Source organism: Streptomyces sp. NPDC053513 (genome assembly GCF_044544765.1).
Classification (GTDB): Bacteria; Actinomycetota; Actinomycetes; order Streptomycetales; family Streptomycetaceae; genus Streptomyces; species Streptomyces litmocidini.
Genome location: NZ_JBITXP010000004.1, coordinates 357,409 through 381,420 on the forward strand (window position 1 = coordinate 357,409; position 24,012 = coordinate 381,420).

19 protein-coding genes are annotated in these 24,012 nt (G+C 73.9%); 11 read left to right on the plus strand and 8 right to left on the minus strand.

The window, feature by feature from the left end:
• Positions 1-76: 76 nt before the first annotated feature.
• Positions 77-3,808, minus strand: coding sequence for an ABC transporter ATP-binding protein (locus ACIGW4_RS09440; RefSeq protein ID WP_399579490.1), 3,732 nt, complete (start codon positions 3,806-3,808; stop codon positions 77-79).
• A 149-nt stretch (positions 3,809-3,957) separates the two neighbouring features.
• Between ACIGW4_RS09440 and ACIGW4_RS09445 the strand changes: the two genes are divergently transcribed.
• Complete coding sequence (locus tag ACIGW4_RS09445; protein WP_123452543.1) at positions 3,958-4,332, plus strand: hypothetical protein; 375 nt, start codon at positions 3,958-3,960, stop codon at positions 4,330-4,332.
• A gap of 142 nt (positions 4,333-4,474) precedes the next feature.
• On the opposite strand, the gene ACIGW4_RS09450 is transcribed toward ACIGW4_RS09445, so the two are convergent.
• The 3 genes from ACIGW4_RS09450 to ACIGW4_RS09460 form a co-directional block, all read right to left on the minus strand.
• Positions 4,475-6,157 (minus strand): thiamine pyrophosphate-binding protein, encoded by a 1,683-nt coding sequence (locus ACIGW4_RS09450; RefSeq protein WP_398708592.1) that lies wholly within the window; start codon positions 6,155-6,157, stop codon positions 4,475-4,477.
• Between the two features lie 124 nt (positions 6,158-6,281).
• On the minus strand, positions 6,282-7,265 hold the full coding sequence (gene speB, locus ACIGW4_RS09455; RefSeq protein WP_086823410.1) for an agmatinase: 984 nt from the start codon (positions 7,263-7,265) through the stop codon (positions 6,282-6,284).
• A gap of 72 nt (positions 7,266-7,337) precedes the next feature.
• The gene (locus ACIGW4_RS09460) at positions 7,338-8,810 is read right to left on the minus strand and encodes a sodium:solute symporter (protein WP_399579492.1); all 1,473 of its coding nucleotides are present in this window, start codon (positions 8,808-8,810) and stop codon (positions 7,338-7,340) included.
• A 174-nt stretch (positions 8,811-8,984) separates the two neighbouring features.
• Here ACIGW4_RS09460 and ACIGW4_RS09465 point away from each other — a divergent pair, with 174 nt between their 5' ends.
• A complete protein-coding gene (locus ACIGW4_RS09465) occupies positions 8,985-10,427 on the plus strand; it encodes a PucR family transcriptional regulator ligand-binding domain-containing protein (RefSeq protein WP_399579494.1) in 1,443 nt (480 codons plus the stop codon).
• A gap of 16 nt (positions 10,428-10,443) precedes the next feature.
• Here ACIGW4_RS09465 and ACIGW4_RS09470 read toward each other — a convergent pair whose 3' ends face one another.
• Positions 10,444-11,049 carry a hypothetical protein gene (locus tag ACIGW4_RS09470; RefSeq protein WP_399579497.1) on the minus strand — a complete coding sequence of 202 codons (606 nt, stop codon included), beginning with the start codon at positions 11,047-11,049 and terminating at the stop codon, positions 10,444-10,446.
• Positions 11,050-11,211: 162 nt separating this feature from the next.
• On the opposite strand from ACIGW4_RS09470, the gene ACIGW4_RS09475 reads away from it, so the two are divergent.
• From ACIGW4_RS09475 to ACIGW4_RS09490, 4 genes are all read left to right on the plus strand, one after another.
• Complete coding sequence (locus ACIGW4_RS09475; RefSeq protein WP_399579499.1) at positions 11,212-12,360, plus strand: helix-turn-helix domain-containing protein; 1,149 nt, start codon at positions 11,212-11,214, stop codon at positions 12,358-12,360.
• A 71-nt stretch (positions 12,361-12,431) separates the two neighbouring features.
• Positions 12,432-13,589, plus strand: coding sequence for an acyl-CoA dehydrogenase family protein (locus tag ACIGW4_RS09480; RefSeq protein WP_123452548.1), 1,158 nt, complete (start codon positions 12,432-12,434; stop codon positions 13,587-13,589).
• Entirely contained in the window at positions 13,590-14,459 is an 870-nt protein-coding gene (locus ACIGW4_RS09485) for an acyl-CoA thioesterase (RefSeq protein ID WP_399579501.1), read from the plus strand. It abuts the gene before it with no gap.
• A gap of 21 nt (positions 14,460-14,480) precedes the next feature.
• Positions 14,481-15,425, plus strand: coding sequence for a cation diffusion facilitator family transporter (locus ACIGW4_RS09490; RefSeq protein WP_123452552.1), 945 nt, complete (start codon positions 14,481-14,483; stop codon positions 15,423-15,425).
• A 12-nt stretch (positions 15,426-15,437) separates the two neighbouring features.
• Here ACIGW4_RS09490 and ACIGW4_RS09495 read toward each other — a convergent pair whose 3' ends face one another.
• The 3 genes from ACIGW4_RS09495 to ACIGW4_RS09505 all read right to left on the minus strand — a co-directional run bounded on the left by ACIGW4_RS09495 (position 15,438) and on the right by ACIGW4_RS09505 (position 18,412).
• On the minus strand, positions 15,438-16,214 hold the full coding sequence (locus ACIGW4_RS09495) for a phosphatase (RefSeq protein WP_123452554.1): 777 nt from the start codon (positions 16,212-16,214) through the stop codon (positions 15,438-15,440).
• A gap of 122 nt (positions 16,215-16,336) precedes the next feature.
• On the minus strand, positions 16,337-17,584 hold the full coding sequence (locus ACIGW4_RS09500; protein WP_185094549.1) for a BTAD domain-containing putative transcriptional regulator: 1,248 nt from the start codon (positions 17,582-17,584) through the stop codon (positions 16,337-16,339).
• A gap of 408 nt (positions 17,585-17,992) precedes the next feature.
• Complete coding sequence (locus ACIGW4_RS09505; RefSeq protein ID WP_399579504.1) at positions 17,993-18,412, minus strand: MarR family winged helix-turn-helix transcriptional regulator; 420 nt, start codon at positions 18,410-18,412, stop codon at positions 17,993-17,995.
• A 113-nt stretch (positions 18,413-18,525) separates the two neighbouring features.
• Here ACIGW4_RS09505 and ACIGW4_RS09510 point away from each other — a divergent pair, with 113 nt between their 5' ends.
• The 5 genes from ACIGW4_RS09510 (at position 18,526) to ACIGW4_RS09530 (ending at position 23,994) form a co-directional block, all read left to right on the plus strand.
• Complete coding sequence (locus ACIGW4_RS09510; protein ID WP_399579507.1) at positions 18,526-19,968, plus strand: MFS transporter; 1,443 nt, start codon at positions 18,526-18,528, stop codon at positions 19,966-19,968.
• A gap of 596 nt (positions 19,969-20,564) precedes the next feature.
• The gene (locus ACIGW4_RS09515) at positions 20,565-20,885 is read left to right on the plus strand and encodes a hypothetical protein (RefSeq protein ID WP_123452562.1); all 321 of its coding nucleotides are present in this window, start codon (positions 20,565-20,567) and stop codon (positions 20,883-20,885) included.
• Positions 20,886-20,927: 42 nt separating this feature from the next.
• Positions 20,928-22,139 (plus strand): acyl-CoA dehydrogenase family protein, encoded by a 1,212-nt coding sequence (locus tag ACIGW4_RS09520; RefSeq protein ID WP_123452564.1) that lies wholly within the window; start codon positions 20,928-20,930, stop codon positions 22,137-22,139.
• Positions 22,136-23,023, plus strand: coding sequence for a hypothetical protein (locus tag ACIGW4_RS09525; RefSeq protein ID WP_123452566.1), 888 nt, complete (start codon positions 22,136-22,138; stop codon positions 23,021-23,023). Before ACIGW4_RS09520 ends, ACIGW4_RS09525 begins: the two co-directional genes overlap by 4 nt.
• Positions 23,020-23,994, plus strand: a complete 975-nt coding sequence (locus tag ACIGW4_RS09530; protein WP_185094550.1) for a ThiF family adenylyltransferase — start codon at positions 23,020-23,022, stop codon at positions 23,992-23,994. The genes ACIGW4_RS09525 and ACIGW4_RS09530 overlap by 4 nt, the downstream gene beginning before the upstream one ends.
• The last annotated feature ends 18 nt before the right edge of the window (positions 23,995-24,012 follow it).

Consider the following 24,012-nt stretch of genomic DNA (forward strand, 5'->3'; position numbering starts at 1 on the left):
GGACCCCCGTACTCAGACCCGCCGCCGGGGCCGCCCGGTCCGGCTCAGACCCGCCGCCCGGTCCGCCCGGTCCGGCTCAGACCCGCTCCCGCTCCGTCTCCTCCGCCTCGCCGACGAAGGTGTTCCACAGCGTCGCGTACCGGCCGCCCAGCGCGAGGAGCTCGTCGTGGGTGCCGTCCTCCGCGACCCGGCCGTGGTCCATGACGACCACGCGGTCGGCGCGGGCGGCCGTCGTCAGCCGGTGGGCGACGACGAGCGTCGTGCGGCGGCCCGCGAGCCGGTCGGTGGCCTGGTTGACCTGGGCCTCGGTCGCCAGGTCCAGGGCCGCCGTGGCCTCGTCCAGGAGCAGGACGTCCGGGTCGACGAGTTCGGCGCGGGCCAGGGCGATCAGCTGGCGCTGCCCGGCGGAGAGGTTCCGGCCGCGCTCGGCGACCTCGTGGAGGTATCCGCCGTCGAGCGTGGCGATCATGTCGTGCGCGCCGACCGCGCGGGCCGCCGCCTCGACCTCGGCGTCGGTCGCCTCGGGGCGGCCGTACGCGATGGCGTCGCGGATCGTCCCGGCGAAGAGGTACGCCTCCTGGGGGACGACGCCGAGCCGGTGGCGGTACGCGGTGAGGTCGAGGTCCCGCAGGTCGGTGCCGTCGGCGGTGACCCGGCCGCTCGTCGGGTCGTAGAACCGGGCGACCAGCTTGACCAGCGTGGACTTGCCGGCGCCGGTCTCGCCGACGAAGGCGACGGTCTGCCCGGCGGGGATGTGGAGGTTGATGTCGGTGAGGGCCTCTTCCTCCCCGTCGCCGGACCCGTACGCGAAGGACACGTGCTCGAAGGCGATCTCGCCGCGCAGCGAGAGCACGTCCAGGGGCGCGTCGGCGGCGGCCGTCGACGTCGGCTCCTGGAGGAGCTCCTGCATCCGCTTCAGCGAGACGGCGGCCTGCTGGTAGCCGTCGAAGACCTGCGAGAGCTGCTGCACGGGGGCGAAGAAGAGGTCGATGTAGAGGAGGTAGGCGACGAGGGCGCCGGTGGTGAGGGTGCCGGCCTCGATGCGGTTCGCGCCGACGATCATGACGGCGGCGGCCGCGACCGAGGACAGCAGGGTCACGAACGGGAAGTAGACCGAGATCAGCCACTGGCCCCGGACGCGCGCCTCGCGGTACGCGTCGCTGCGCTCCGCGAACCGGGCCGCGCCCGAGCGCTCGCGGCGGAAGGCCTGCACGATCCGCAGGCCGGAGACCGACTCCTGGAGGTCGGCGTTGACGACGCTGATCCGCTCGCGCGCCAGCTCGTACGCCTTCACGCTGGAGCGGCGGAAGTAGTACGTGGCGACGGCGAGGACCGGCAGGGTCGCGAAGACGACCAGGGCGAGCTGGAGGTCGAGCACGAGCAGCGCGACCATGATCCCGAAGAAGGTGACGACCGAGACGAAGGCGGTGACCAGGCCCGTCTGCAGGAACGTCGACAGGGCGTCGACGTCCGTGGTCATCCGGGTCATGATCCGGCCGGTGAGCTCGCGCTCGTAGTAGTCGAGGCCGAGCCGCTGGAGCTGGGCGAAGATCTTCAGGCGCAGCGCGTACAGGACCCGCTCGCCGGTGCGGCCGGTCATCCGGGTCTCGGCGGTCTGCGCGACCCACTGCACGAGGACGGTGACCAGGGCGAGCGCGGAGGCCGCCCAGACGGCGCCGATCGCGAGCCGGTTCACGCCCTCGTCGATGCCGTGCCGGATCAGGACCGGGAGGAGCAGGCCCGCGCCCGCGTCGAGGGCGACCAGGCCGAGGCTGATGAGCAGCGGGACGCCGAAGCCGCGCAGGAGACGGCGCAGTCCGTACGCGTCCTCGGGCGCCACGGCCCGGGCCTCGTCGATGTCGGGGGTGTCGGTGGCGGGCGGCAGGGCCTCGACGGCGGCGAGCAGCTCGGGGGTCGCCCCGGGCGCGGGGCTCTCGCGGCCGGTGGTCTCGTCCCGTACCCACAGGGTCGGGGTGATGCCCCGCTCGGCGTCGAACTCGGCGTCCAGCTCGGCCCGCAGCGTGCGGTCCTCGGGGAGCTCCTCCTGCGGCACGAGGTGGCCGGGCGAGACGGCGCCGAGCTCCTCGGGGTCGGTGAGGAGGCGGCGGAAGAGCGGGGAGCGCTCCTCCAGCTCGGCGTGGGTGCCGATGTCGGCGAGGCGGCCCCCGTCGAGGACGGCGATGCGGTCGGCGAGGCCGAGGGTGGAGCGGCGGTGGGCGATGAGCAGGGTCGTGCGGCCCGCCATCACCGACTTCAGGGCCTCGTGGATCTCGTGCTCGACCTTGGCGTCGACGGCGGAGGTGGCGTCGTCGAGGAGGAGGAGCCGGGGGTCGGTGAGGATCGCGCGGGCGAGGGCGACGCGCTGGCGCTGGCCGCCGGAGAGGGTGAGGCCGTGCTCGCCGACCTTGGTGTCGTACCCGTCCGGGAGCTCGGCGATGAAACGGTCCGCCTGGGCGGCGCGGGCGGCGGTCTCGATCTGCTCGCGGGTGGCGTCGGGGACGCCGTACGCGATGTTGGCGGCGACCGTGTCGGAGAAGAGGAAGGAGTCCTCGGGGACCAGGCCGACGGCGGCGCGCAGCGAGTCGAGGGTGAGCTCGCGGACGTCGTGGCCGCCGACGAGGACGGCGCCGTGGGTGACGTCGTAGAAGCGGGGCAGGAGGAGCGAGACGGTCGACTTGCCGGAGCCGGAGGCGCCGACGACGGCGACGGTCTCGCCGGGCCGGATCTCCAGGGAGAAGCCGTTCAGCACCGGGCGCCCGTCTTCGTACGCGAAGGAGACGTCGTCGAACTCGACGGTCGCGGGCGCGTCCGCCGGGAGCTCCTTGGTCCCGTCCTTGATCACCGGTTCGGTGTCGATGAGGTCGTAGACCCGCTCGACGCCGGCGCGGGCCTGCTGGCCGACGGTGAGGACCATGGCGAGCATGCGGACCGGGCCGACGAGGGAGGCCAGGTAGGAGGAGAAGGCGACGAAGGTGCCGAGGGTGATCTGGTGCCGGTAGGCGAGCCAGCCGCCGAGCGCGAGGACCGCGACCTGGCCGAGGGCCGGGACGGCCTGGAGGGCGGGCGTGTACTTCGAGTTCAGCCGGATGGTCCGCAGGCGCCCCGCGAACAGCTTCCGTCCGGCCTCGCGGATCTTGCCGGTCTCCTGCTCCTCCTGGCCGAAGCCCTTCACGACCCGGACGCCGGTCACGGCCCCGTCGACGACACCGGCGACCAGGGCGGCCTGCTGCTGGGCGTGCCAGGTGGCGGGGTGGAGGCGGGTGCGGCTGCGCTTGGCGATCCACCAGAGGGCGGGGGCCACGGCGAGCGCGACGAGGGTGAGCGGGATCGACAGCCAGGCCATGACGGCCAGCGAGATGAGGAACAGCAGGACGTTCCCGATGGTCATCGGGAGCATGAAGAGGAGGCCCTGGATCAGCTGGAGGTCGCTGGTGGCCCGCCCGACGACCTGCCCGGTGGACAGCTCGTCCTGCCGCCGCCCGTCGAGCCGGGTGACCGTGCCGTACATGTCGGTCCGCAGGTCGTGCTGGACGTCGAGGGCGAGGCGTCCGCCGTAGTAGCGGCGGACGTAGGTGAGGAGGTAGACGAGGACGGCGGCGCCGATGAGCAGCCCCGTCCAGACGCCGAGGCTCCGGGTCTTCGCCCCGATGACGTCGTCGATGATCACCTTGGTGATGAGCGGCACGAGGGCGAGCAGGGCCATGCCCGCCAGGGAGGATCCCAGGGCGAGCAACGTGTTCGCCTTGTACCGCCACGCGTACCCGGCCAGCCTGCGCGCCCAGCCCCGCTGTTTCTCCCCGACCGCCACGAGGGCCTCCTGTTCGTCCTGCTCTACCGGAAGGCCCAACACGGCCGACGTGCGATTTCATCCCGCCGCAACAATTCCCGCCGGAGCGGGTAGGGAGTCCCCGGACCGCCGGACGGGCGGTGCCGTGGACGGAGGGGAAGGGGAGGTCCGTGGGGAAGGTCGAGGACGGCAGGCCGTACCGGTGGGGGCGGCTGTACGCGGGGCTGCGGGCGGTTCGGGGGTTCGCGTCGACCGGCCGGGTGGCCCCGGCGACGGCCCGGGATCTGAAGGACACGACGGGCAGGCCCCGGGCGGTCTTCGAGGGCTACCTGCGGACGACGGGCCTCGACGTGCTGGCCGCCCGGGAGCGGGGCGGGGCCGTCGCCGAGGCGGCGTCGGACGCCTTCGCCGACGTGGCGCGGCTGATACCCCCGGGAGCCATGAGCCGCGGGAACCTCACCCTGGCGGAGGCGGAGCACTTCCGCCAGGGGTACGAGGCGCAGCTCGCCGAGTACCGGAAGGCCTGGGAGGGGCTCGTCGACTGAGCGGCGGACGAGCGGGCGACCCCCGCCCGGCCGCACGGCGGGCCGGACAGGGGTCGCTCGGGTCCCGCGACCGAGAGGGTCGCCCGGCCCCGCGACCGGGAGGGTCGCCCGGCCCCACGGCCGGGCCGGGCGGCCGCGCCCGTCACAGGTGCGTCGGCTCGAACATCCTCAGCAGGGCCGGGAGGACCACCACCGACGGGCCCGGGGTGGCGAGGGCCTTCGCGAGGTCCGTCGCCAGGGTCTCCGGCGTCGTCAGGGCGGCGGGGACGCCGAAGGACTCGGACAGGGCGACGAAGTCCGGGCGGGTGAGCTCGGTGGCCGTGGCCTCGCCGAACGCGCCCGTCATGTACTCCCGCAGGATCCCGTAGCCGCCGTCGTCGACGATCAGCCAGGTCACGTCGAGGCCGTACTGCTTCGCCGTCGCCAGCTCCGCGATCGAGTACATCGCGCCGCCGTCGCCGGAGACCGCGAGGACCGGCTGCGACGGGTCGGCGGCGGCCGCGCCGAGGGCGGCGGGGAAGCCGTAGCCGAGGCCGCCCGCGCCCTGGGCGGAGTGCATCGTGTTCGGGTGCCGCGCGTCGAAGGCCGACCACGCCCAGTACGCCAGGATCGTCATGTCCCAGAAGCTCGGAGCCCGGTCCGGGAGCGCCTCCCGCACCGCCGCGACGATCCGCTGCTCCAGGCCGAGGTCCTGCGCGGCGATCCGGTCCCGGACCTTGCCGAGGACGGCCGAGACCCGCGCGGGGGCGGCCGGGTCCGTGCGCTCCCCGACCGTCTCCAGGAGTGCCTGGAGCGCGAGGCGGGCGTCCGCGTGGATGCCGAGCGCCGGGTGGTTGGACTCCAGCTTGCCCGCGTCGGCCTCGATCTGGATCACCCGGCCGCGCGGGGCGAAGGTGTGGTAGTTCGAGGACAGCTCGCCGAGGCCCGAGCCGACGACGAGGAGGACGTCGGCGTCCTCCAGGAAGTCCGTGGTGTGCCGGTCCTCCAGCCAGGACTGGAGCGACAGCGGGTGCTCCCACGGGAAGGCGCCCTTGCCGCCGAAGGTGGTGACGACGGGGACGTCGAGCTTCTCCGCGAGCGCGAGGAGCTTGCCGGAGGCGTCGGAGCGGACGACCCCGCCGCCCGCGATGATCGCGGGCCGCTCGGCGTTCTCCAGGAGGTGCGCGGCGACCGCCGTCAGCTCGGGGCGCGGGACGACCTCCTCGGGCGTCGCGTCCATGGCGGTGACCACCGGCAGGGTGGTCTCGGCGAGGAGCACGTCCTGCGGGATCTCCACCCAGACCGGTCCGTGCGGGGCGGTGAGCGCCGATTCCCAGGCCGCGGCGATCGCGGAGGGGATCTGGGACTGCGTGCGGACCGTGTGGACGGACTTCACGACGTCCCGGAAGGAGGCCTGCTGGTCGCGGAGCTCGTGGAGGTAGCCGTGCCGGCCGCCGCCGAGCCCGGCCGCCGGGACCTGGCTGCCGATGGCGAGGACGGGGGCGGAGGCGGCGGCCGCCTCCTGGAGCGCGGCGAGCGACATGAGGGCGCCGGGGCCGGTGGAGAGGAGGAGGGGTGCCGCCTCGCCGGTGATCCGGCCGTACGCGTCGGCGGCGAAGCCGGCGTTGTTCTCGACGCGGAGGCCGACGTAGCGGAGGTCGGAGCGGCGGAGGGCGTCGAACATGCCGAGGGCATGCTGGCCGGGGAGGCCGAAGACCGTCGTGGCGCCGAGGCCGGTGAGGGTCTCCACGACGAGGTCGCCGCCGTTGCGGCCCTTCGGCGGGTTCAGAGCCGCCTCCGTCTGGGCCGCGGTGGGCCGGAGCACGAGGTCGTGGTCGTGGGTCATGGAGGCGTCCCTTCGGGGATGGCGATCAGGTCGTGGGCAGGCGTTCCGCAGGGCGGAACGGGTGGGCACGACCCGACCACCGGGCCGCACCCCACCACGTACCTGAGCCCGCGACCGCCCGAGGTTACTTCGCGTCTGCGGCGCGGCCCGCCGCGATCTGGCGCGACATGATCGTCGTCAGCTCGTACGCCGTGTGCGACGCGGCGACCGCCGTGATCTCGGCGTGGTCGTAGGCCGGGGCGACCTCGACGACGTCGGCGGAGACCAGGTTGCAGGAGGAGAGGCCGCGGAGGATCTCCAGGAGCTCGCGGGAGGTCATGCCGCCGGCCTCGGGGGTGCCGGTGCCGGGGGCGTGGGCCGGGTCGAGGCAGTCGATGTCGATGGAGATGTACAGCGGGCGGTCGCCGATGCGCTGGCGCAGCTGGTCGGCGACCTCGTCGGCGCCGCGGCGGTAGACGTCGGAGGAGGTGACGATGCCGAAGCCGAGCTTCTCGTCGTCGGTGAGGTCCTGCTTGCCGTAGAGCGGGCCGCGGGTGCCGACGTGGGAGAGGGCGGAGGTGTCGAGGATGCCCTCCTCGACGGCGCGGCGGAACGGGGTGCCGTGGGTGTACTCGGCGCCGAAGTAGGTGTCCCAGGTGTCGAGGTGCGCGTCGAAGTGGAGCAGGGCGACGGGGCCGTGCTTCTTGGCGACGGAGCGGAGCAGCGGCAGGGCGATGGTGTGGTCGCCGCCGAGGGTCATCATGCGGGCGCCGGTGCCGAGGAGGTCGTCGGCGGCGGCCTCGATGGTCTCGACGGCCTCGTTGATGTTGAACGGGTTGGCGGCGATGTCGCCGGCGTCCGCGACCTGGGCGAGGGCGAACGGGGAGGCGTCCTGCGCCGGGTTGTAGGGGCGGAGCAGGCGGGAGGCCTCGCGGATGGCGTTGCCGCCGAAGCGGGCGCCGGGCCGGTAGGAGACGCCGGTGTCGAAGGGGACGCCGACCACGGCGACGTCGGCGGTGCCGACCTCGTCGAGGCGCGGCAGGCGGGCGAACGTCGCGGGACCGGCGTACCGCGGGATGCGGGACGAGTCGATCGGGCCGCGGAAGGCGTTCTGGTCGCTGCTGCTCATGGTCGGGGTCCTCCTGGGTGCTTCTCGGTGGGCCGGGCGTCGGGTCGCGACGCCCGGGGCGTGGGGCCGCCGTCAGGCGGTGACGGGCGCCGGGTCCGGGGACCCGGGCTCGGTCGGGGTGTCCTGGCCCGCCAGCCGGGCGCGCCAGTTCGCGAGCACGGCGGCGTCCGTCGGGCGGGTCGCCAGGGAAACGATCACATAAGCGGCGAGTGAGGCCAACAAACCGTAGTAAACAGGCTCATTTGCCAAGATTCCGTAAGCCCACATCAGGCCAATGACGGTCAGGCCGCCGACGGTGACCGCGGCGAGCGCGCCCTGGACGGTGCCGCGGCGCCAGAGCAGGCCGCCGAGGATCGGCACGAGGAGCCCGCCGACCAGCAGGTTGTAGGCGACGGTGAGGGCCTGGACGACGTCGTTGAGGGCGATGGCGATGAGGATGACGGCGACGCCCATGATCAGGATGAAGAGGCGGTTGCCCTTCACCTCGTCGTGCTCGTCCTCGTGCTTCTTCGCGACGGCGCCGCGCAGGCGTGACCAGATGTCGTTGTTGGCGACGGTGGCGCAGGCGATGAGGGCGCCGGAGGAGGTGGACATCACGGCGGCCAGCGCGGCGGCGAGGACGAGGCCCCGGACGCCCATCGGCAGCTCGTCCTTGACGATGGTGGCGAAGGCGTCGTCGGCGCTGGGGAGCTTCGGGTAGAGCACCTTGGCCGCCGTGCCGATGACGGCTCCGGCGAGCGCGTACGCGAGACAGTAGGTGCCGGCGACGGTGCCGCCCCACTTGGCGACCTTGTCGGTGCGGGCGGTGAAGACCCGCTGCCAGATGTCCTGGCCGATCAGCATGCCGAAGGTGTAGATCAGCACGTACGTGAAGATCGTCTCGCCGCCGATGCCGAGCGGCTCGAAGTACGAGGTGGGCAGCGCCTCCCGCATGCCCTCGAAGCCACCGGCCTTGACGACGGCGATCGGCAGCAGCAGGAGCAGCACGCCGATGGTCTTCACCACGAACTGCACCATGTCGGTGATGGTGATGGACCACATGCCGCCGAGGGTCGAGTAGGCGACGACGATGGTGCCGCCGAGGACGATCGCGAGGGTCCGGGGCAGGTCGAAGAGGACGTCGAAGATCGTGGCGTACGCGATGGTCGAGGTGACCGCGAGCATCAGCGTGTACGCCCACATCACGACGCCCGAGATGACGCCGGCCCTGCCGCCGTAGCGCAGGTCGAGCATCTCGGAGACGGTGTAGACCTTCAGGCGCGCGATGCGCGCGGAGAAGAAGACGGAGAGGGCCAGCAGGCCGAGGCCGATGGCGAAGACCATCCAGGCGCCGGAGAGGCCGTACTTGTACCCGAGGCCGACGCCGCCGATGGTGGAGGCGCCGCCGAGGACGATGGCGGCCATCGTCCCGGAGTACATCCAGGGCCCGAGGCGGCGGCCGGCCACCAGGAACTCGCTCTTGGACTTGGCGCGGCGCATGCCCCACCAGCCCATCGCGAGCATGCCGGCCAAGTACAGGACGATCACTGTGTAGTCGACGGCCATGGGGCCCTCCTTCTCACCTCGGTGGCGTGTCGTGCGGGGGAGTGCCCAGGTGCTGATCGCGGGGACATCCGCCCGTACCCGCGGCCCTGGGATGAGACGACAGTAAGTGGCCGGAAAGCGACGTTGAAGTGTACGTTTCCTCCACTGTTCCGGCGGGGGGTGTACGAAGGATCCATGCCGATGACCCCCGCGTCCCCCTCCGAGACCGGCTCCACTCCCCCGACGCCGCCGGTGCCGCTCGCCGCGCTGCTCGCCCGCCCCGACCTGGGCCTGCGGCTGCTCGCCGGGCCCGAGGACGTGCCGCTGCACTGGGTGCACACCTCGGAGATGGCCGACCCCTATCCGTACCTGCTCGGCGGCGAGCTGCTGATGACGGCGGGCGTGCAGCTCACCGATCCGGCCCACTTCGTCGACCGGGTGGTGGAGGCGGGGGCGGCGGCGCTCGCCTTCGGGGTGACGCCGGTGTGGGACACGGTGCCGCCGGAACTCGTCGCGGCGTGCGAACGGCACGGTCTGCCGCTCGTCGAGGTCCCGCCCCGGACCCCGTTCACGGCGGTGGCGCGGGCGCTGTGGCGGCTGATGGCGGAGGCCCGGCTGCACGAGCTGCGCCGGGTGACCGAGGCCCAGCAGTCGCTGGCGGCGGCCGCGGCCCGGCCGGCGCCGGTCCCGGCGGTCCTGGGCGCGCTGGCCTCCCGCCTGGGCGGCCGGGCGGTGCTGTTCGGCGCGGACGGCACGGAGTCGGCGGCGGCCGGCCGGGAGGTGCCGGCGGAGGCGGCGCGGGCGCTGCGGGACCTCGCGGGGGTGCTCGGACCGCGCCCGGGCGGGCCGGCCTCGGCGAGCGGGGACGGCGGCGGGCTGCGGCTCGCCGCGTACGCCCTGGGCGGCGGGGACGGCCTGACCCTGGGGGTGGCGACGGAGCGGCGCGGCCCCGGCGACCACACGATCGCGGGCGTGGCGGTGGTCCTGCTGTCGCTGCTCACGGCGCCGCACCGGGGCGCGGCCGTGACCGTACGGGACGGGGCCCTGGTCCGGCTGCTGCTCGGCGCGGCGCCGGCGGAGGTCACGGAGTCCCTGGGCCCGGGCCCGTGGACGGTGGTCCGCGCGCGGGGCGGCGACGGCACGCCGTTCGCGGCGGCGAGCCTGGCGGCGGCGCTCGGCACCCCCCTCGCGGACGAGACGGAGGGCACCGTGCGCCTCCTCCTCCCCTCCTCCTCCCCCGTCACCGCCCAGCAGGGCTGGACGCTCGGGGCGAGCGCCCCGGTGGCGGCGGCGGAGCTGGCGGCCGGGGACGCGCAGGCGGCGCGGGCGCTGCGCAGGGCGGAGGCCTCCCGGGCGGCGCTCGTCAGACACCGCGCCCACGGCCTCGCCGCGCTCGTGGACCGCGACGAGGCCGCCGCGTACGCCCGGAGCCTGCTGGCCCCGCTCACCGAGCCGCTCGCCGAGACCCTCCGGGTCTGGCTCTCGCTCCACGGCAGCTGGGACCGGACGGCGGTGGCCCTGGAGATCCACCGGAACACGGTCCGGCAGCGGATCACCCGCTGCGCGGCCCTGCTCGACCGGGACCTGGACGATCCGGACGTACGGATGGAGCTGTGGTTCGCCCTGCGGGCTCAGTGAGCCGGGCGGTCCCGCGTCACCAGAGCTTGTTCACCGCCGTCTTCGCCGTGGTGCGGAACGCGGCCACGGGGGCGTCCTTCAGGTCGCCCATCTGCCCCCACCGGACGTAGGTGACGGTGCGGCCGTCGCGGCCCACGGCGAAGAGGTGGATGTCGGTGCTGCCGATCTGCGGGTCGGCGGTGTCCAGGCTGTAGACCCAGGCGCCCTCCTCCACGGCGATCCTGCCCTGGTAGGCGCTGACGGCGTGCAGGCCCGGGTTCTGCCTCTCCAGGAGGGCGCCGCAACCGGCGAGGGACTTGCGGAGGGTGTCGACCAGCTTCACCGCGTCGGCCTCGGTGCGGGCGACGGTGGTGATCTGGACGCCGTTGGTGTCGAGCTCGGTGGCGAACTCGCGGTAGCGGGTGTTCTGCGCCGGGATCTTGTACGGGGCGCAGAGGGCGCCGCCGTTCTCCGGGACGCCGGAGAAGACCCGGGTGGCGGTCCACGGCGTCGACGACGCCGGCATCTGGGCGGCGGAGAGGAAGGCGGGCTGGGCGGCGGCCTGCGCCGGGGCGGCGGCGAGGGCGGCGAGGCCCAGGGCGGCGGTGGCGGTGGCGGCGAGCGCGGTACGGAGCCTGTTCATGGTGGTGGGTCCCCCGTCGGGTCGTTCGGTCAGTGCCCCCTCAGCGTCGGGCCCCCGCCCGCCCCGGGCAACGGCGACGCGCCCTCCACCCGTTCCGGAACCATTCCACCCCCTCTGACGTGGGAGAACGCAAGAGGGGTGGAACGAGCGGGGGATGGGCCGATGGGTGACGTCGAGGAGTTCGCGGCGCGGGTGCGCGCGCTGAAGGAACGGGACGGGCGGAGTTACGAGGCGCTGGGGCGGCGCCTCGGCGTCAGCGCCTCCACCCTGCACCGTTACGGCTCCGGAGCGGCCGTCCCGGAGTCCTTCGCCGTCGTCGAGCGCCTGACCCGGCTGTGCGGGGCCACCCCGGACGAGACGCGGGAGCTGGAGGAGCGCTGGCGGCGCGCGGACCTCGTCCGCAGGCCCCCGGCGAAGCCGGTCGTACCGGTCGCGGCCGGGGCGACCGCGCCGGGGCCGGGGCCCGGATCCGGGCCGGCACCCGCGCCCGGGGTCGCGTCCGTGCCCGCCCCCGTCCCCGCGCGGCCCCGGCGGGGGCGGAAGGCGTGGCTCGTCGTCGGCGTCGTAACCGGCGTCGTGGCGCTCGTGCTCGGGGCCGCCCTGCTGCCCGGGCACGGCCGGGAGCCGCAGGGAGCGGAACCGCGGGGGACGGAGCCGCCGCTCCCGTTCACGTACACGGTCGCCTCCGACCTCTGGGAGAACGGCTGCGGGCACACCTATCTCGTCGACCGGCCCCCGGCGCGGGTCCCCGCTCCCCCGGCGCCCGCCGACGCCGCCCGGTGGGCGGGGGCGCTCGGTGCCGTGGACGGCGGGCAGACGCTGGTGCGGGTCACGGTGCAGGGGAAGGGGGCCTCCGCCGTCGTCCTCCACGGGCTGCACGTGCGCGTGGCGGGGCGGGCGGAGCCGCTGCCCTGGGCGGGATACCGCATGGACGAGGGGTGCGGCGGGGCCGTCACCCCCCGGATGTTCACCGTGGACCTCGACGCGCCGCGTCCGCTCGCGCGGCCGGTCGACGGGTACGACGCCTCGGGCGAGGAGGGGCGGACCCTCCCGGCCGTCGCGTTCCCCTACGCGGTCACCGCGGCCGAGCCCGGGGAGCTGCTGGTGTCCGCCCGCGCGGTCGGCTGCGACTGCCGCTGGTACCTGGAGCTGGAGTGGAGCGCGCAGGGCCGGAGCGGCGTGGTGAGGATCGCGGACCGGGGCGGGGAGGCCTTCCGTACGAGCGGGCGGGCACAGGGGAGCCCGGTCCACGTCCACGACCCGTCGAAGGGGCTCTGGATCACAGGCTCGGAGTCTGGACAGGGCGGGTGACCGCTGGGTAACTTCGAACGGAACACCCTGAGCAAGCGCTTAGACAACCGGCAGCGACAAGGAGGCGGCTCGTGCGCCGTACCGTATTCAACGAGGACCACGAGGCGTTCCGGGAGACCATCCGCGCCTTCATCGAGGCCGAGGTCGTCCCCGTCTACGACGAGTGGTTCGCCGCCGGCCAGGCGCCGCGCGAGTTCTACGACAAGCTCGGCGAGCTGGGCATCTTCGGCATCAACGTCCCCGAGGAGTTCGGCGGCGCGGGCCTCGACACCCACAAGTTCGAGGCCGTCCTGTACGAGGAGACCTCGCGCGCGGGCGTCCAGTTCGGCGGCTCCGGCGTCCACGTCCTGCTCGCCCTGCCGTACATCAAGATGCTCGCCACCGACGAGCAGAAGAAGCGCTTCCTGCCGAAGTTCGTCACCGGCGAGGAGATGTGGGCGCTCGCCATGACCGAGCCGGGCACCGGCTCCGACGTCGCGGGCATGAAGACCACCGCCAAGCTCTCCGAGGACGGCACCCACTACGTCCTCAACGGCGCCAAGACCTTCATCACCGGCGGCGTCCACGCCGACCGCGTGATCGTCTGCGCCCGCACCTCCGCCCCCTCGGCCGAGGACCGCCGCTTCGGCATCTCCCTCTTCGCCGTCGACACCAAGTCCGAGGGCTACTCCATCGGCCGCAAGCTGGACAAGCTCGGCCTGCGCACCTCCGACACCGCCGAGCTGGCCTTCGTCGACGTCAAGGTGCCCGCCGAGGACCTGCTCGGCGAGGAGGGCAAGGGCTTCTACTACCTCGGCCACAACCTGGCCTCCGAGCGCTGGGGCATCGCCTTCGGCGCCTACGCCCAGGCCAAGGCCGCCGTCCGCTTCGCCCAGCAGTACGTCACGGACCGCACGGTCTTCGGCAAGCCGGTCGCCTCCTTCCAGAACACCAAGTTCGAGCTGGCCGCCTGCCAGGCCGAGGTCGACGCCGCCGAGGCCGTCGCCGACCGCGCCCTGGAGGCCCTGGACGCGGGCGAGCTCTCCCCGGCCGAGGCCGCGAGCGCCAAGCTCTTCTGCACCGAGGTCGCCCACCGCGTCATCGACCGCTGCCTCCAGCTGCACGGCGGCTACGGCTACATGAACGAGTACCCGATCGCCCGCCTCTACGCCGACAACCGCGTCAACCGCATCTACGGCGGCACCAGCGAGATCATGAAGTCGATCATCGCCAAGTCGATGGGCCTGTAAGTGCCCGACGCACCCGGTGCCCTGGACGACCTGCTCGATCTGCTCGACCTGGAGCGGATCGAGCAGGACATCTTCCGGGGACAGTCCCGGTCCGCGCTCGTCCCCCGCGTCTTCGGCGGCCAGGTGGCCGCCCAGGCGCTGGTGGCGGCGGGCCGGACCGTGCCGGAAGACCGGCTCGCGCACTCCCTGCACGCGTACTTCCTGCGCCCCGGGGACCCGGGCGCGCCGATCGTCTACACGGTCGACCGGATCCGCGACGGACGCTCCTTCACCACCCGCCGGGTCGTCGCCGTCCAGCACGGGCAGCCGATCTTCCACCTCTCCGCGTCCTTCCAGACGTACGAGGAGGGGCTCGACCACCAGGTGGAGACGCCGCCCGCCCCGGACCCGGAGTCGCTCCCGACGCCGGCCGAGATGCTCCCCCGCCACCTCCCCCGCGAGGTCGCGGACCGGCTGATCGAGGCACGGGCGGCGGTGGACCTGCGCTACGCAGAGACGCCTCCGTGGGGGACGGTCGGGCGGCCGCGCGAACCGCGCTCCCAGGTCTGGTTCCGCACGAACGGCAAACTGGCCGACGACCCGCTGCTGCACGTCGTCCTCGCCACCTACGTCTCCGACATGACCCTGCTCGACTCGGTCCTCCTCGCCCACGGGCGGGGCGGCTGGGCCGTCGGCGACGTGGTCGGGGCGTCCCTGGACCACGCCATGTGGTTCCACCGACCCTTCCGGGCCGACGAGTGGCTCCTGTACGACCAGGAGTCACCGACCGCGTCGGGCGGCCGCGGTCTCGGCCAGGCGCGCATCTTCACCCGGGACGGACGACTGGCGATCTCGGTCATCCAGGAGGGTGTCGTTCGCGTCCCGCGCTGACGACCGGGCATAAGTCCGACCATGGCGGACATCACGGCGGACGGGCCGAAGAACGGTGAGAGCACCTTCACGGTGATCGTGGCGGCGGCGGCCAATCTCGGCATCGCCGTCGCCAAGGCCGTCGCGGGGCTCATCAGCGGATCCAGCGCGATGCTCTCCGAGGCGGCGCACTCGGTGGCCGACACGGTCACCGAGGTGCTGCTCCTGGCCGCGCTCAAGCGCAGCGAGAAACCGGCGGACGAGGACCATCCGCTGGGCCATGCGGGCGAGCGGTACGTGTGGGCGTTGCTGGCCGCGGTCGCCACCTTCGTCGGCGGCGCGGTCTTCTCCGTGTATGACGGCGTCCACACCCTCACCCAGGGCGAGGACCTGGGCGATCCGGTCGCCTCGTACGTGGTGCTCGCCGTCGCCTTCGTCCTGGAGGGCTTCTCGCTGCGGACGGCGGTCCGCCAGGTCCGGGCCGAGGCACGGCGCACCCGCACCCCCTTCGTCCGCTATCTGCGGCACACCCCGGACACGACCGTGAAGGCCGTCGTCATGGAGGACTCCGCGGCGCTGGCCGGCCTGCTGCTCGCGGCCGGCGGCCTGATCGGCGGCCAGCTCACCGGCTCGGGCGTCTGGGACGGGGTCGCCTCGATCCTCATCGGCGCGCTGCTGGTGTACGTGGCCTGGGTCCTGGGCCGCTCCAACGCGGAGCTCCTGGTCGGCCGGGCGCTCCCGCCGCGCCTGCGGGAGGCCGTGCACGAGGAGCTGCTCGCGGACGAGCACGTGATCGCGGTGGTCGACCTGACGACCCTGATCCAGGGTCCGGACGAGGCCCTGGTCGCCGCGAAGATCGACTTCCGGGACGGGTCGACGGCCGAGGAGATCGAACGGGCCTGCGACCGCGCCGAGGCGCGGCTGCGCGAGCGGATCCCGGCCGTCCGCCGGGTGTACCTGGACCCCACCTCCCGCCGGGCGCGCTGACGGGCGGGCGGGTCAGCCCGCGAGTCCCGCCGCGTTCAGCGTGTACTCCGTCAGGGGCTCGTAGAAGCGGGGGTCCAGGACGTGGTCGTCCAGGGGGATCGTGACCTGCATCGTGCCCTCCGCCTCGCCGAGGAAGAGCGCGGGGTCGTTGCAGTCGGCGTAGCCGACGGAGTCGATGCCCCGCTGACCCGCGCGGCCGGCCCAGCCGTGGTCCGCGATCACCAGGTCCGGTCGGCCGGTCTCGCCGAGCGCGTCGAGGATCGCGTTCATCGGCTCCGGGGAGTGCGTGTGCCACAGGCTCGCGCCGCGCTCGAAGACGGCGACGTCGGCGAACTGCACGACGTACCCCTCGTCGGCGACGAGCCCGCCGGGGATGCGGACGATGTCGCAGCCCTGGGCGCGCAGCGCGGCCGCGACCCGGCTGTGGACGTCGATGAGGGAGCCGGGGTGCCCGGTCGCGAAGAGGACCCGCTCGCGGCCCGCGGCGGCCTTGCGGAGCCGGGCGGCCATCCGGTCGAGGCCGTCGACGGTGAGCTCGGGGTCGATGGTGTCCTGGCCGACCCGGTGCGCCGGGTCGTCGACGACGCCGCACCGCTCGGCCATGACGGCGAGCACGTCCTGCTCGTCGGTCCAGCGGTCGCCGAGTTCGAGGCCGAGCCAGTAGTGCCGGTCGCCGTTGGCGAGCTTGCGGTAGTGGGAGAGGTTGTTGTCGCGCGGGGTGGCGACGTCTCCCGCGATCCGGGTGCGGACGAGGTGCTCGACGAGGGCGGGGCGGCTGAGTATCGGCATGGGGCTCATTGTGCCGGGCGCCGCCCCCGGGCGTCCCGGGTGACCGGACACCGGGACGCCCGGGGCCGGAGGGCCGGGCTTCTTCCGCCCGGTCCGGCTCCTCGCCCGCGTGCCGGGCGGTCCTAGACGGTGATCGTGGTGAAGCGGGGGACGGCCCTGTCCCAGCCCGGCCAGAATCCCTGGGATCCGGTACGGGCGGTGAGGACGATGAGCAACGGGGTGCGGCCCGCCTCCGTCACGATGTCCCCGACGCACTCCGGCACGAGGTGTCCGGCCCGGTGGAGGTGTTCGGCGACGGCCACCATGGGGCGTTCGGGCGTGGCCCGGCGCAGCGCCGCCCTCAGGTCGTGGGCGAGGTCGGCGCCGTCGGGGCCGGGCTGGACGTGCCAGACGGCGGCCCGGTCGTCCCGCTGGAGTTCGGTCATCAGCCGGGCGACGAGGGCGGCCTGGCGCTCCTCGGCGTCGCCGGTGAGGGCGACGACGTACGGTCGGTTCTGCCTGCGGACCAGATCCAGGAGGGCGTGCAGCACGTCGAGTTCGGGGTCGGCGGAGGGGCGGGGCGCGCCGCCGCGCGGGTCGGGGGCGTCCTCGGGGGCGAGGAGGGGGTCCTGCCGGACGATGGCGCCGTGCAGGTCCTGGAGCTCCCGGCTGGGGGCCGCTCCGAAGTCGTCGCGCAGTTGGCGGTGGAGCCGCTCGTAGGCGCGCAGGGCGTCGTCGCGGCGGCTGGAGCGGTAGAGGGCGGTCATGAGCAGCCGCTGGGTGCGCTCCCGGGAGGGGCCGGCGGCGGCCACGCCCTCCAGCCGCTGGATGACCTCGTGGGGCCGCCCGTTGGCCAGTTCGGCCTCGCAGTACTCCTCCAGTGCGTGCAACCGGGCCCCTTCGGCGGCGGCCGTCTGGGGCCAGTCGAAGCCGGAGTCGGCGAGCTCCGCCAGGGCGCGGCCGCGCCACAGTCCGAGGGCGCGGCGCAGCAGCCGGGCGGCCTCCTCGGTGTCCCCGGCGGCGAGCGCGTCCCGCCCCTTGTCGGCGAGGAGCCGGAACCGCGTCAGGTCGAGGTTCTCGGGGGCGGTCTTGAGCACGTAACCGGAGCCCTCGCTGGTGAGGGCGGCGACGTGTTCGGGCACGCCGCCGCGGGCCAGCACGCCGCGGAGGGCCGAGATCGCGTTCTGGAGGCTCTTGCGGCCGGTGGCGGGCGGGTGGCCGTCCGGCCAGAGCACGTCCATCAGGTCGGTGGTGGGCACGACGCGGTTGACGTTGAGGAGCAGGAGGGCGAGGACGAGCCGCTGGTTCATGCCCTTGAGGGGCAGTCGGCCCTTTGCCGTCGCGATCTCGAGCGGACCGAGGAGGCGGAAGAAGACGCCGCGTTCGGTCATGACGGAGGGGCGTGGGCGGGGCAGGCGGGCAGGGTCGCCGAGCATGCGCCCGGATGGGGTGGCGACCGAGGGCGGGAGGCCCCGGCCGGCCGGTACAGCGGCTGGTTTCGGTCGCGGGACGGACTGGCTCAGCAAGATGTTCCCCCATGTCAGGCGCTCCCTGGTGGGAGCGCGTGGCACCGGAGGCGGTTCCGGTGCCGGTGTTCCACCGGGGGCCGGTCATGCCGCGGGCGCCGACGCGCCGTGGCGCGTGGTGCCCTGTCGGGGCCCGGTGCGCGCACCGGCCCTGACGTCCCCCCGGACTGTCGCCCTTCCGGGCACTGCGATCACGAACGTGAACGGCGGCCCCGAGGCGGTCGACACCCGGAGGCTACCAGCGAGTAGGCCTTCGGGGGCCGCCTCCGCCGACTATGCGTCAAGTCGGTCGGCCTGGGCGCCGAGCACCCCGCGGACCTCGGGACTCGCGTCGGAGAGCTCACGCAGCAGCTCCTCCATGGTGAGGGTGGACCGGCCGAAGAGATCCTTGCCCGACGCGGTGAGGCGGACGTCGAAGCCGCGCCGGTCGTTGGCGCAGGGGCGGCGCTCCACGTACCCCGCGTTCACCATTTGCGCCAGCAGGCGGGAGACCTGGGGCTGGCTCCGGGCGGCGCGGGCGCTCAGCTCCCCGGCCCGGATCCAGTCGCCCTCCCGCGCCATGACGTCCATGATCTCGAAGGCACTGGTGCAGAGGCCGTACTCGTCGGAGAGCCGGCGTTCCGCCGCCTGGACGATCTGCGCCCCGGCGCGGATCACGGTCATCCATCGGTCGGTCAGAGCTGTATCCGTCACCCCTCCGATACTAGGTTCCTCACCCTCCCTTGTCTATGCGTGCGCATGAATGTAGTGTGCCGACCACTTCGATGCATTCGCATGGATCAGACTTTCACGAGCAAGGAGACCCGGTGACCGAGCAGACGCTGGCACCCCCCACGGAGCAGGCGCCGGACGCGCCCGCCAAGGCGCCCTGGACCACCCTCGTCGTGGTCGGCGTCGCCCAGTTGATGGTGATGCTCGACTCCACGGTCGTGAACGTGGCCCTCCCCTCCATCGGCGGGGACCTGCCCGCCGACCAGACCGGCCTCCAGTGGACGATCAGCGGCTACGTCCTGATGTTCGGCAGCCTGCTCCTCTTCGGCGGCCGCGTGTCGGACGTCTTCGGCAGGCGGCGCACCTTCCTCACCGGCCTCACCCTCTTCGCCGTGGCCTCCGCTCTCTGCGGCATCGCGGGCAACCAGGAACTGCTGGTCGCCGGACGCGCCGCGCAGGGCGTCGGTGCCGCGCTGCTCTCCGCGGCCGCCCTCTCGATCATCCTGGAGGTCTACCAGGACGAGGAGCAGCGCAAGATCGCGCTGACCGCCTGGAGCGGCCTCGGCGTGATCGGCGCCACGATCGGCGTGGTGCTCGGCGGACTGATCGTCACCGCGATCAACTGGCGCTGGGCCTTCCTGATCAACCTCCCCGTCAGCGTCGCGGCCTTCGTCGGCGCGCTGCGCAGCATGTCGCCGCTCCGGACCACCTCGGGTCGCAAGCTCCGCTTCCCCTCCGCCGTCGTCTCCACGGCCGGACTCGCCGCCCTCTCCTTCGGCCTGATCCGCCTCCACGAGGGCTTCGGCGACACCACGGCCTGGATCAGCCTGGGCGCCGCCGTGGTCCTGCTGGCCCTGGTGACCTTCATGGAGCTGGGCAAGGACGACCCGCTGCTCCCCCTGCACCTGCTGCGCAAGCCCACCTACTGGCTGTCCAGCATCGGCCTGCTCCTGGTCGCCAGCGTGATGATCAGCAGCTCCTTCCTCGCCAGCATGTACTTCCAGCAGGTCCACGGGATGAGCGCCTTCGTCACCGGCCTCTCGCTGCTCCCCATGGGCCTCGCGGCCCTCGTCGTCGCCATGGTCGCCCCGGTGCTCGCCGGCGCGCTGGGCCTCGGCGGGATGTACGCGGTCGGCGCCACGCTCCAGCTCGTCGGCGCGGGCGTCCTCGCCACCGGCACCGACTCGGTCTGGCTGACCATCGTGGCGCTCGCCGTCATCGGCGCCGGCCTCCCGGCCTGCTTCGTCCCGCTGTTCGGCATCGGCACCTCGCACGTCAAGGTGGAGGAGTCGGGCGTCGGTTCCGGCCTGCTGAACACCTTCAACGAGAGCGGCGCGGCCCTGGGCATCGCCGTGATCGGCACCATCCTCGCGACCTCCGTGGACGGGCGCCTGAAGGAGGGTGCCTCCGCCGCGGACGCGACCACCTCCGGCGTCGCCAACGGCTTCCTCGCCCTGGCGGTCTGCTCCGCGGTCGCCATCGTCATCGCCCTCGCGCTGCGCCACCTGACCCGCGACGAGCAGCCGGCCGCCGCGTAGCCCCGAAGCGGCTCCGCCGCCCCCGGACGCCCACCGGCGCCCGCGTCACACCTTCCCCTCCCTCCCCCGAACGTGGGCTTGCGGCTCCCCCCGCCGCAAGCCCACTCGGCGTTTCCGGGCCCGTGGCTCCCCCAGCCGCGGGCCCGCTCGGCGTTTCCGGGCCCATGGCTCCCCAGCCGCGGGCCCGCCCGTCGTTTCCGGGCCCGTGGCTCCCCCCGCCGTGGGCCCGCCCGTCGTTTCCGGGGATTACCACGAGTTCACCGACTCTCCCGAACTTCCGCCGATGGACGGCCGATTACCGCAGCCTGGATGGCTGATTCCCGCGCCGTGGAACCTCGCTTTACATCTTGGACAGCCCCATCTACCGGCCGGTAACGTCGAGTTCGTCCGAGGGGGTGACCTCGGGAGAAGCCCGCGCCACTCCCCCTTCGGCCCGACGCGAGACGACTCGCCGTCCACCGGGTCCCCACCGCGTCCGGCCGTCCCGACACCCCGCCGGGGCCTCCGTCACGGGCACCGCCCGCGGGCCGGGACCGCGGGGCCCACGACCGGCCCCACCCCTTTCTTCCCGCCCTCCAAGAGCGAAGGAATTCCGCATGGCCATCTCGCCCGAAGAGATCTCCCGCACCCTGTCCGAGGCCGCCCGGTCCTCCGCCGCCTGGCACGCCGCAGGCGCCACCGTCCGCTTCGTGATCTCCGAGCCGGACGCCGAGTTCACGCTCGACCCGCAGGGCGCCGTCACCACGGCCGAGCCCACCCACGTCCTCGGCATCACCCACGCCGACCTGCTGGACCTCACCGCCGGCCGCCGCACCTTCCTGCGGACCGTCACCGCCCGCCGCGTCACCGCCCGCGGTCCCGTCATGCAGACCTTCGCCGTCGGCCAGGCCCTGACGACCTTCTCCCTCGCGGGCTGACCCCCCGTCCCGGGCTCCGCACCCCTCAGACAAGGAATCACCATGACGTACACGCACAACCCGGCCGACCACCCGCTGCTCGACGCCGCCGAGGCCGCCCACCTGCGCGAGGTCACCGCCTTCGCCCGGGACGAGGTGGCGCCCGGCGCCGCCGAGCGCGACCGCATCGAGAAGGGCCAGGTCGACTGGGAGACCGTCCGCAAGGGCCATGCGCTCGGGCTGCTCCGCATGGCCATCCCGCGCGAGTTCGGCGGCCTGGGCCTCAGCCAGCTCGGCATCGCCCTCACCCTGGAGGAGCTGGCCGCCGCCGACCCGGGCATGGCGCTGATCTTCGGGGCCACCGGCCTCTTCCAGACCCCGCTGCTCATCTGCGAGAAGCCCGAGCTGCAGGAGAAGTACCTCCCGAAGTTCCTCGGCCCCGAGCCCGTCCTCGCCTGCAACGCCGTCGCCGAGGAGCGCAACGGCACCGACCTGGTCCTGCCGCAGCAGGCGCCGTACGCCCAGGACATGACGGTCGCCCGCCGCTCCGGGAGCGAGTACCTCCTCACCGGCACCAAGCGGTACATCACCAACGCCCCGGTCGCCACCTACGCCACGATCATGGCCAACCTGGAGGACGCCCCCGGCTCCACCGGCCTCACCTGCTTCGTCACCGACCTGGAGCAGGACGGCGTCACCCGCGGCGAGATCCACGACAAGGTCGGCTACCGCACGGCCCCGGCCGGCGAGCTGATCCTCGACGGCGCGCGCGTGCCCGAGGAGAACGTGCTCGGCGACGAGCGCGGCGGCTGGGACCTCAACGTCGCCATCGGCAACCTCACCCGCGTCACCTGCGCCGCCGTCGCCACCGGCATCGCCCGCCACGCCCTGGACCGCGCCGTCGCCTGGGCCGGCACCCGCCGCCAGGGCGGCAAGCTCCTCTTCGAGCACCAGATGTCCGCCCGCAAGCTGGCCGACATGGCCGCGCGCGTCTCCGCCTCCCGCGCCCTCTACCTGGACGCGGTGCTCAAGGCCGACACCGTCATCCCCACCCCGGCGTACGAGCCGGCCGTCGCCAAGATGGTCGCCGACCGCGCCGCCATCGACAACGCCGACGCCGCCATGGCCCTCATCGGCGCCGCCGCCTTCCAGCGCGAGGACGGCATGGACCGGGTCCTCCGCGACGCCTACGGCCCGCGGATCTACGAGGGCAGCCCCGAGGCCCTCGCGCTGGTCGTCACCGGCGAGCTGTTCGGCGTCCCGGAGGTCCGGTGACCACCGCCCCCGCCTCCCCCGCCGAGCTGACCGGGTACCGCGTCCGTCTGCTGCACGCCACCCGGGCGATCGTCCTGCCCGACCTGGAGTCGTCCGTCGAGGGCGAGCCGCTCTTCCGGGCCGTCAGCCCGGAGGGCCTCCTCACCCTCACCGTCCGCGGCGCGCAGCTGCCCGCCGCGTACCTCGCCGACGTCTACCGCTTCCGCCTCGCCCAGTACCTCCAGCGGGGTTGGGTCAACGAGGAGGCCGCCGCCGCGCGCGGCCTCGACGCGGAGCCGTACGACGTGTCCGCCCTCACCGACCAGCACACGCTGGTCGTCGAGGCGGAGACCGGCCGGCTGCGCGGGTACGGCACCCTGGCCGGCACCCGCAGTCCGGCGGGCACCCGCCTCGGCGACCCGGCCCACCGCCCCTTCGTCGTCGAGCGCGACTACGAGCTCCGGCTCGCCGACCAGCTCGGCGCCGCCACGCCCGCCGCCCACGTCTGGGAGGGCAAGCGCCTGGTCCGCGACTACGCCATGGAGCGCTCGCAGGCCGGCGTCACCGTCCCCTGGTGGGTCTACCGGGGCTGGGCGGAGGGCTGCGTCCAGGCCCTCGCCGAGGAGGGCGCCGCCGTCGTCGGCGACGGCAAGCCCGGGGTCGCCATCCACCAGCTGGGCCTGCTCGGCTTCGCGGCGCGCATGCTCGACGTGCCCGCCCGGCCCTCGGACCCCGAAGACCTGTTCGCGCCGATGTGGGACCAGCAGCAGCGCTCGTACCCCTTCGTCCTCACCGACGGGGGCGCCCTGCGCCCCACCCTCGCCCACCTCGACGCGATCCTCGTGTCCGGTGAGCCGGGATCGGTCGGCGCCCGGCTCACCGCCTACCGGGAGGCCCGCTCATGAACGCCACACCGCCCGACGTCGGCACGCCCGCGGAGGCCCGCGAACTGGCCGAGGAGGAGTTCTACGCCTCGCTGACCCAGCGCAACCGCGGCCTCGTCCCCGCCGACCTCCAGGACCGCATCCGGCACGCGCCGCTGCTCATCGCCGGCTGCGGCTCCATCGGCGGCGCCACCGTCCAGCCGCTCGGCCGCATGGGATACCGCGACTTCGTCCTCGCGGACGTCGGCACCTACGAACTGAACAACCTCAACCGGCAGCACGCCACCGTCGACGACCTCGGCCGCAACAAGGCCGAGGTGGGCGCCGCCGCCCTGCGCGCCATCAACCCGCACGTCCGGGCCGAGGTGGTGCCCGAGGGCATCACCCCGGAGAACGTCCGGGAGCTGGTCCGCCGCGCCGAGGTGATCGTCGACGGCGTCGACGTCACGACGCGGTCGGGACTGCTCGCCAAGGTCGCCCTCCACCAGGAGGCCTGCCGTCAGCGCAAGCCGCTGGTCACCGGCTGGGACATGGCCGGCATGCTCGCCGCCCAGTGCTTCGACTACCGGCTGGTCCGGCGGATCTTCGACGGCCAGCTGCTGGCGGAGGACGCCGAACGGCTCGGCACCTGGGAGGTGATCTTCCGGATCGCCCCGCGCGGCCACATCCCCGGTGAGATGTACCGGGAGCTGCGCCGCGGCCTCGGCCGGCCCGACTACAGCGTGCCGCAGCTCACCGAGGCGGCCACCCAGTTCGGGTCGCTGGCGGTGCACATGGTCAACCAGCTGGTGGCCGGCGAGGACGTGCCGCGCACGGTCGCCGTCGACGTCCACCACATCGCCCTGACGCCCGGCCGCCGGGCCGTCAACCGGGTGAGCCGCCACTGGGAGAAGGCCCGCTTCCTGCGGAAGCTGCCGCCCGAGCAGGCGTGGCGGGGCTTCGCGCCGGGGGCCGTCTACCGGGCCGCCCGCCGCACCGACCGGGTGGCCTGACCGGCGCCCGGCCGGAGA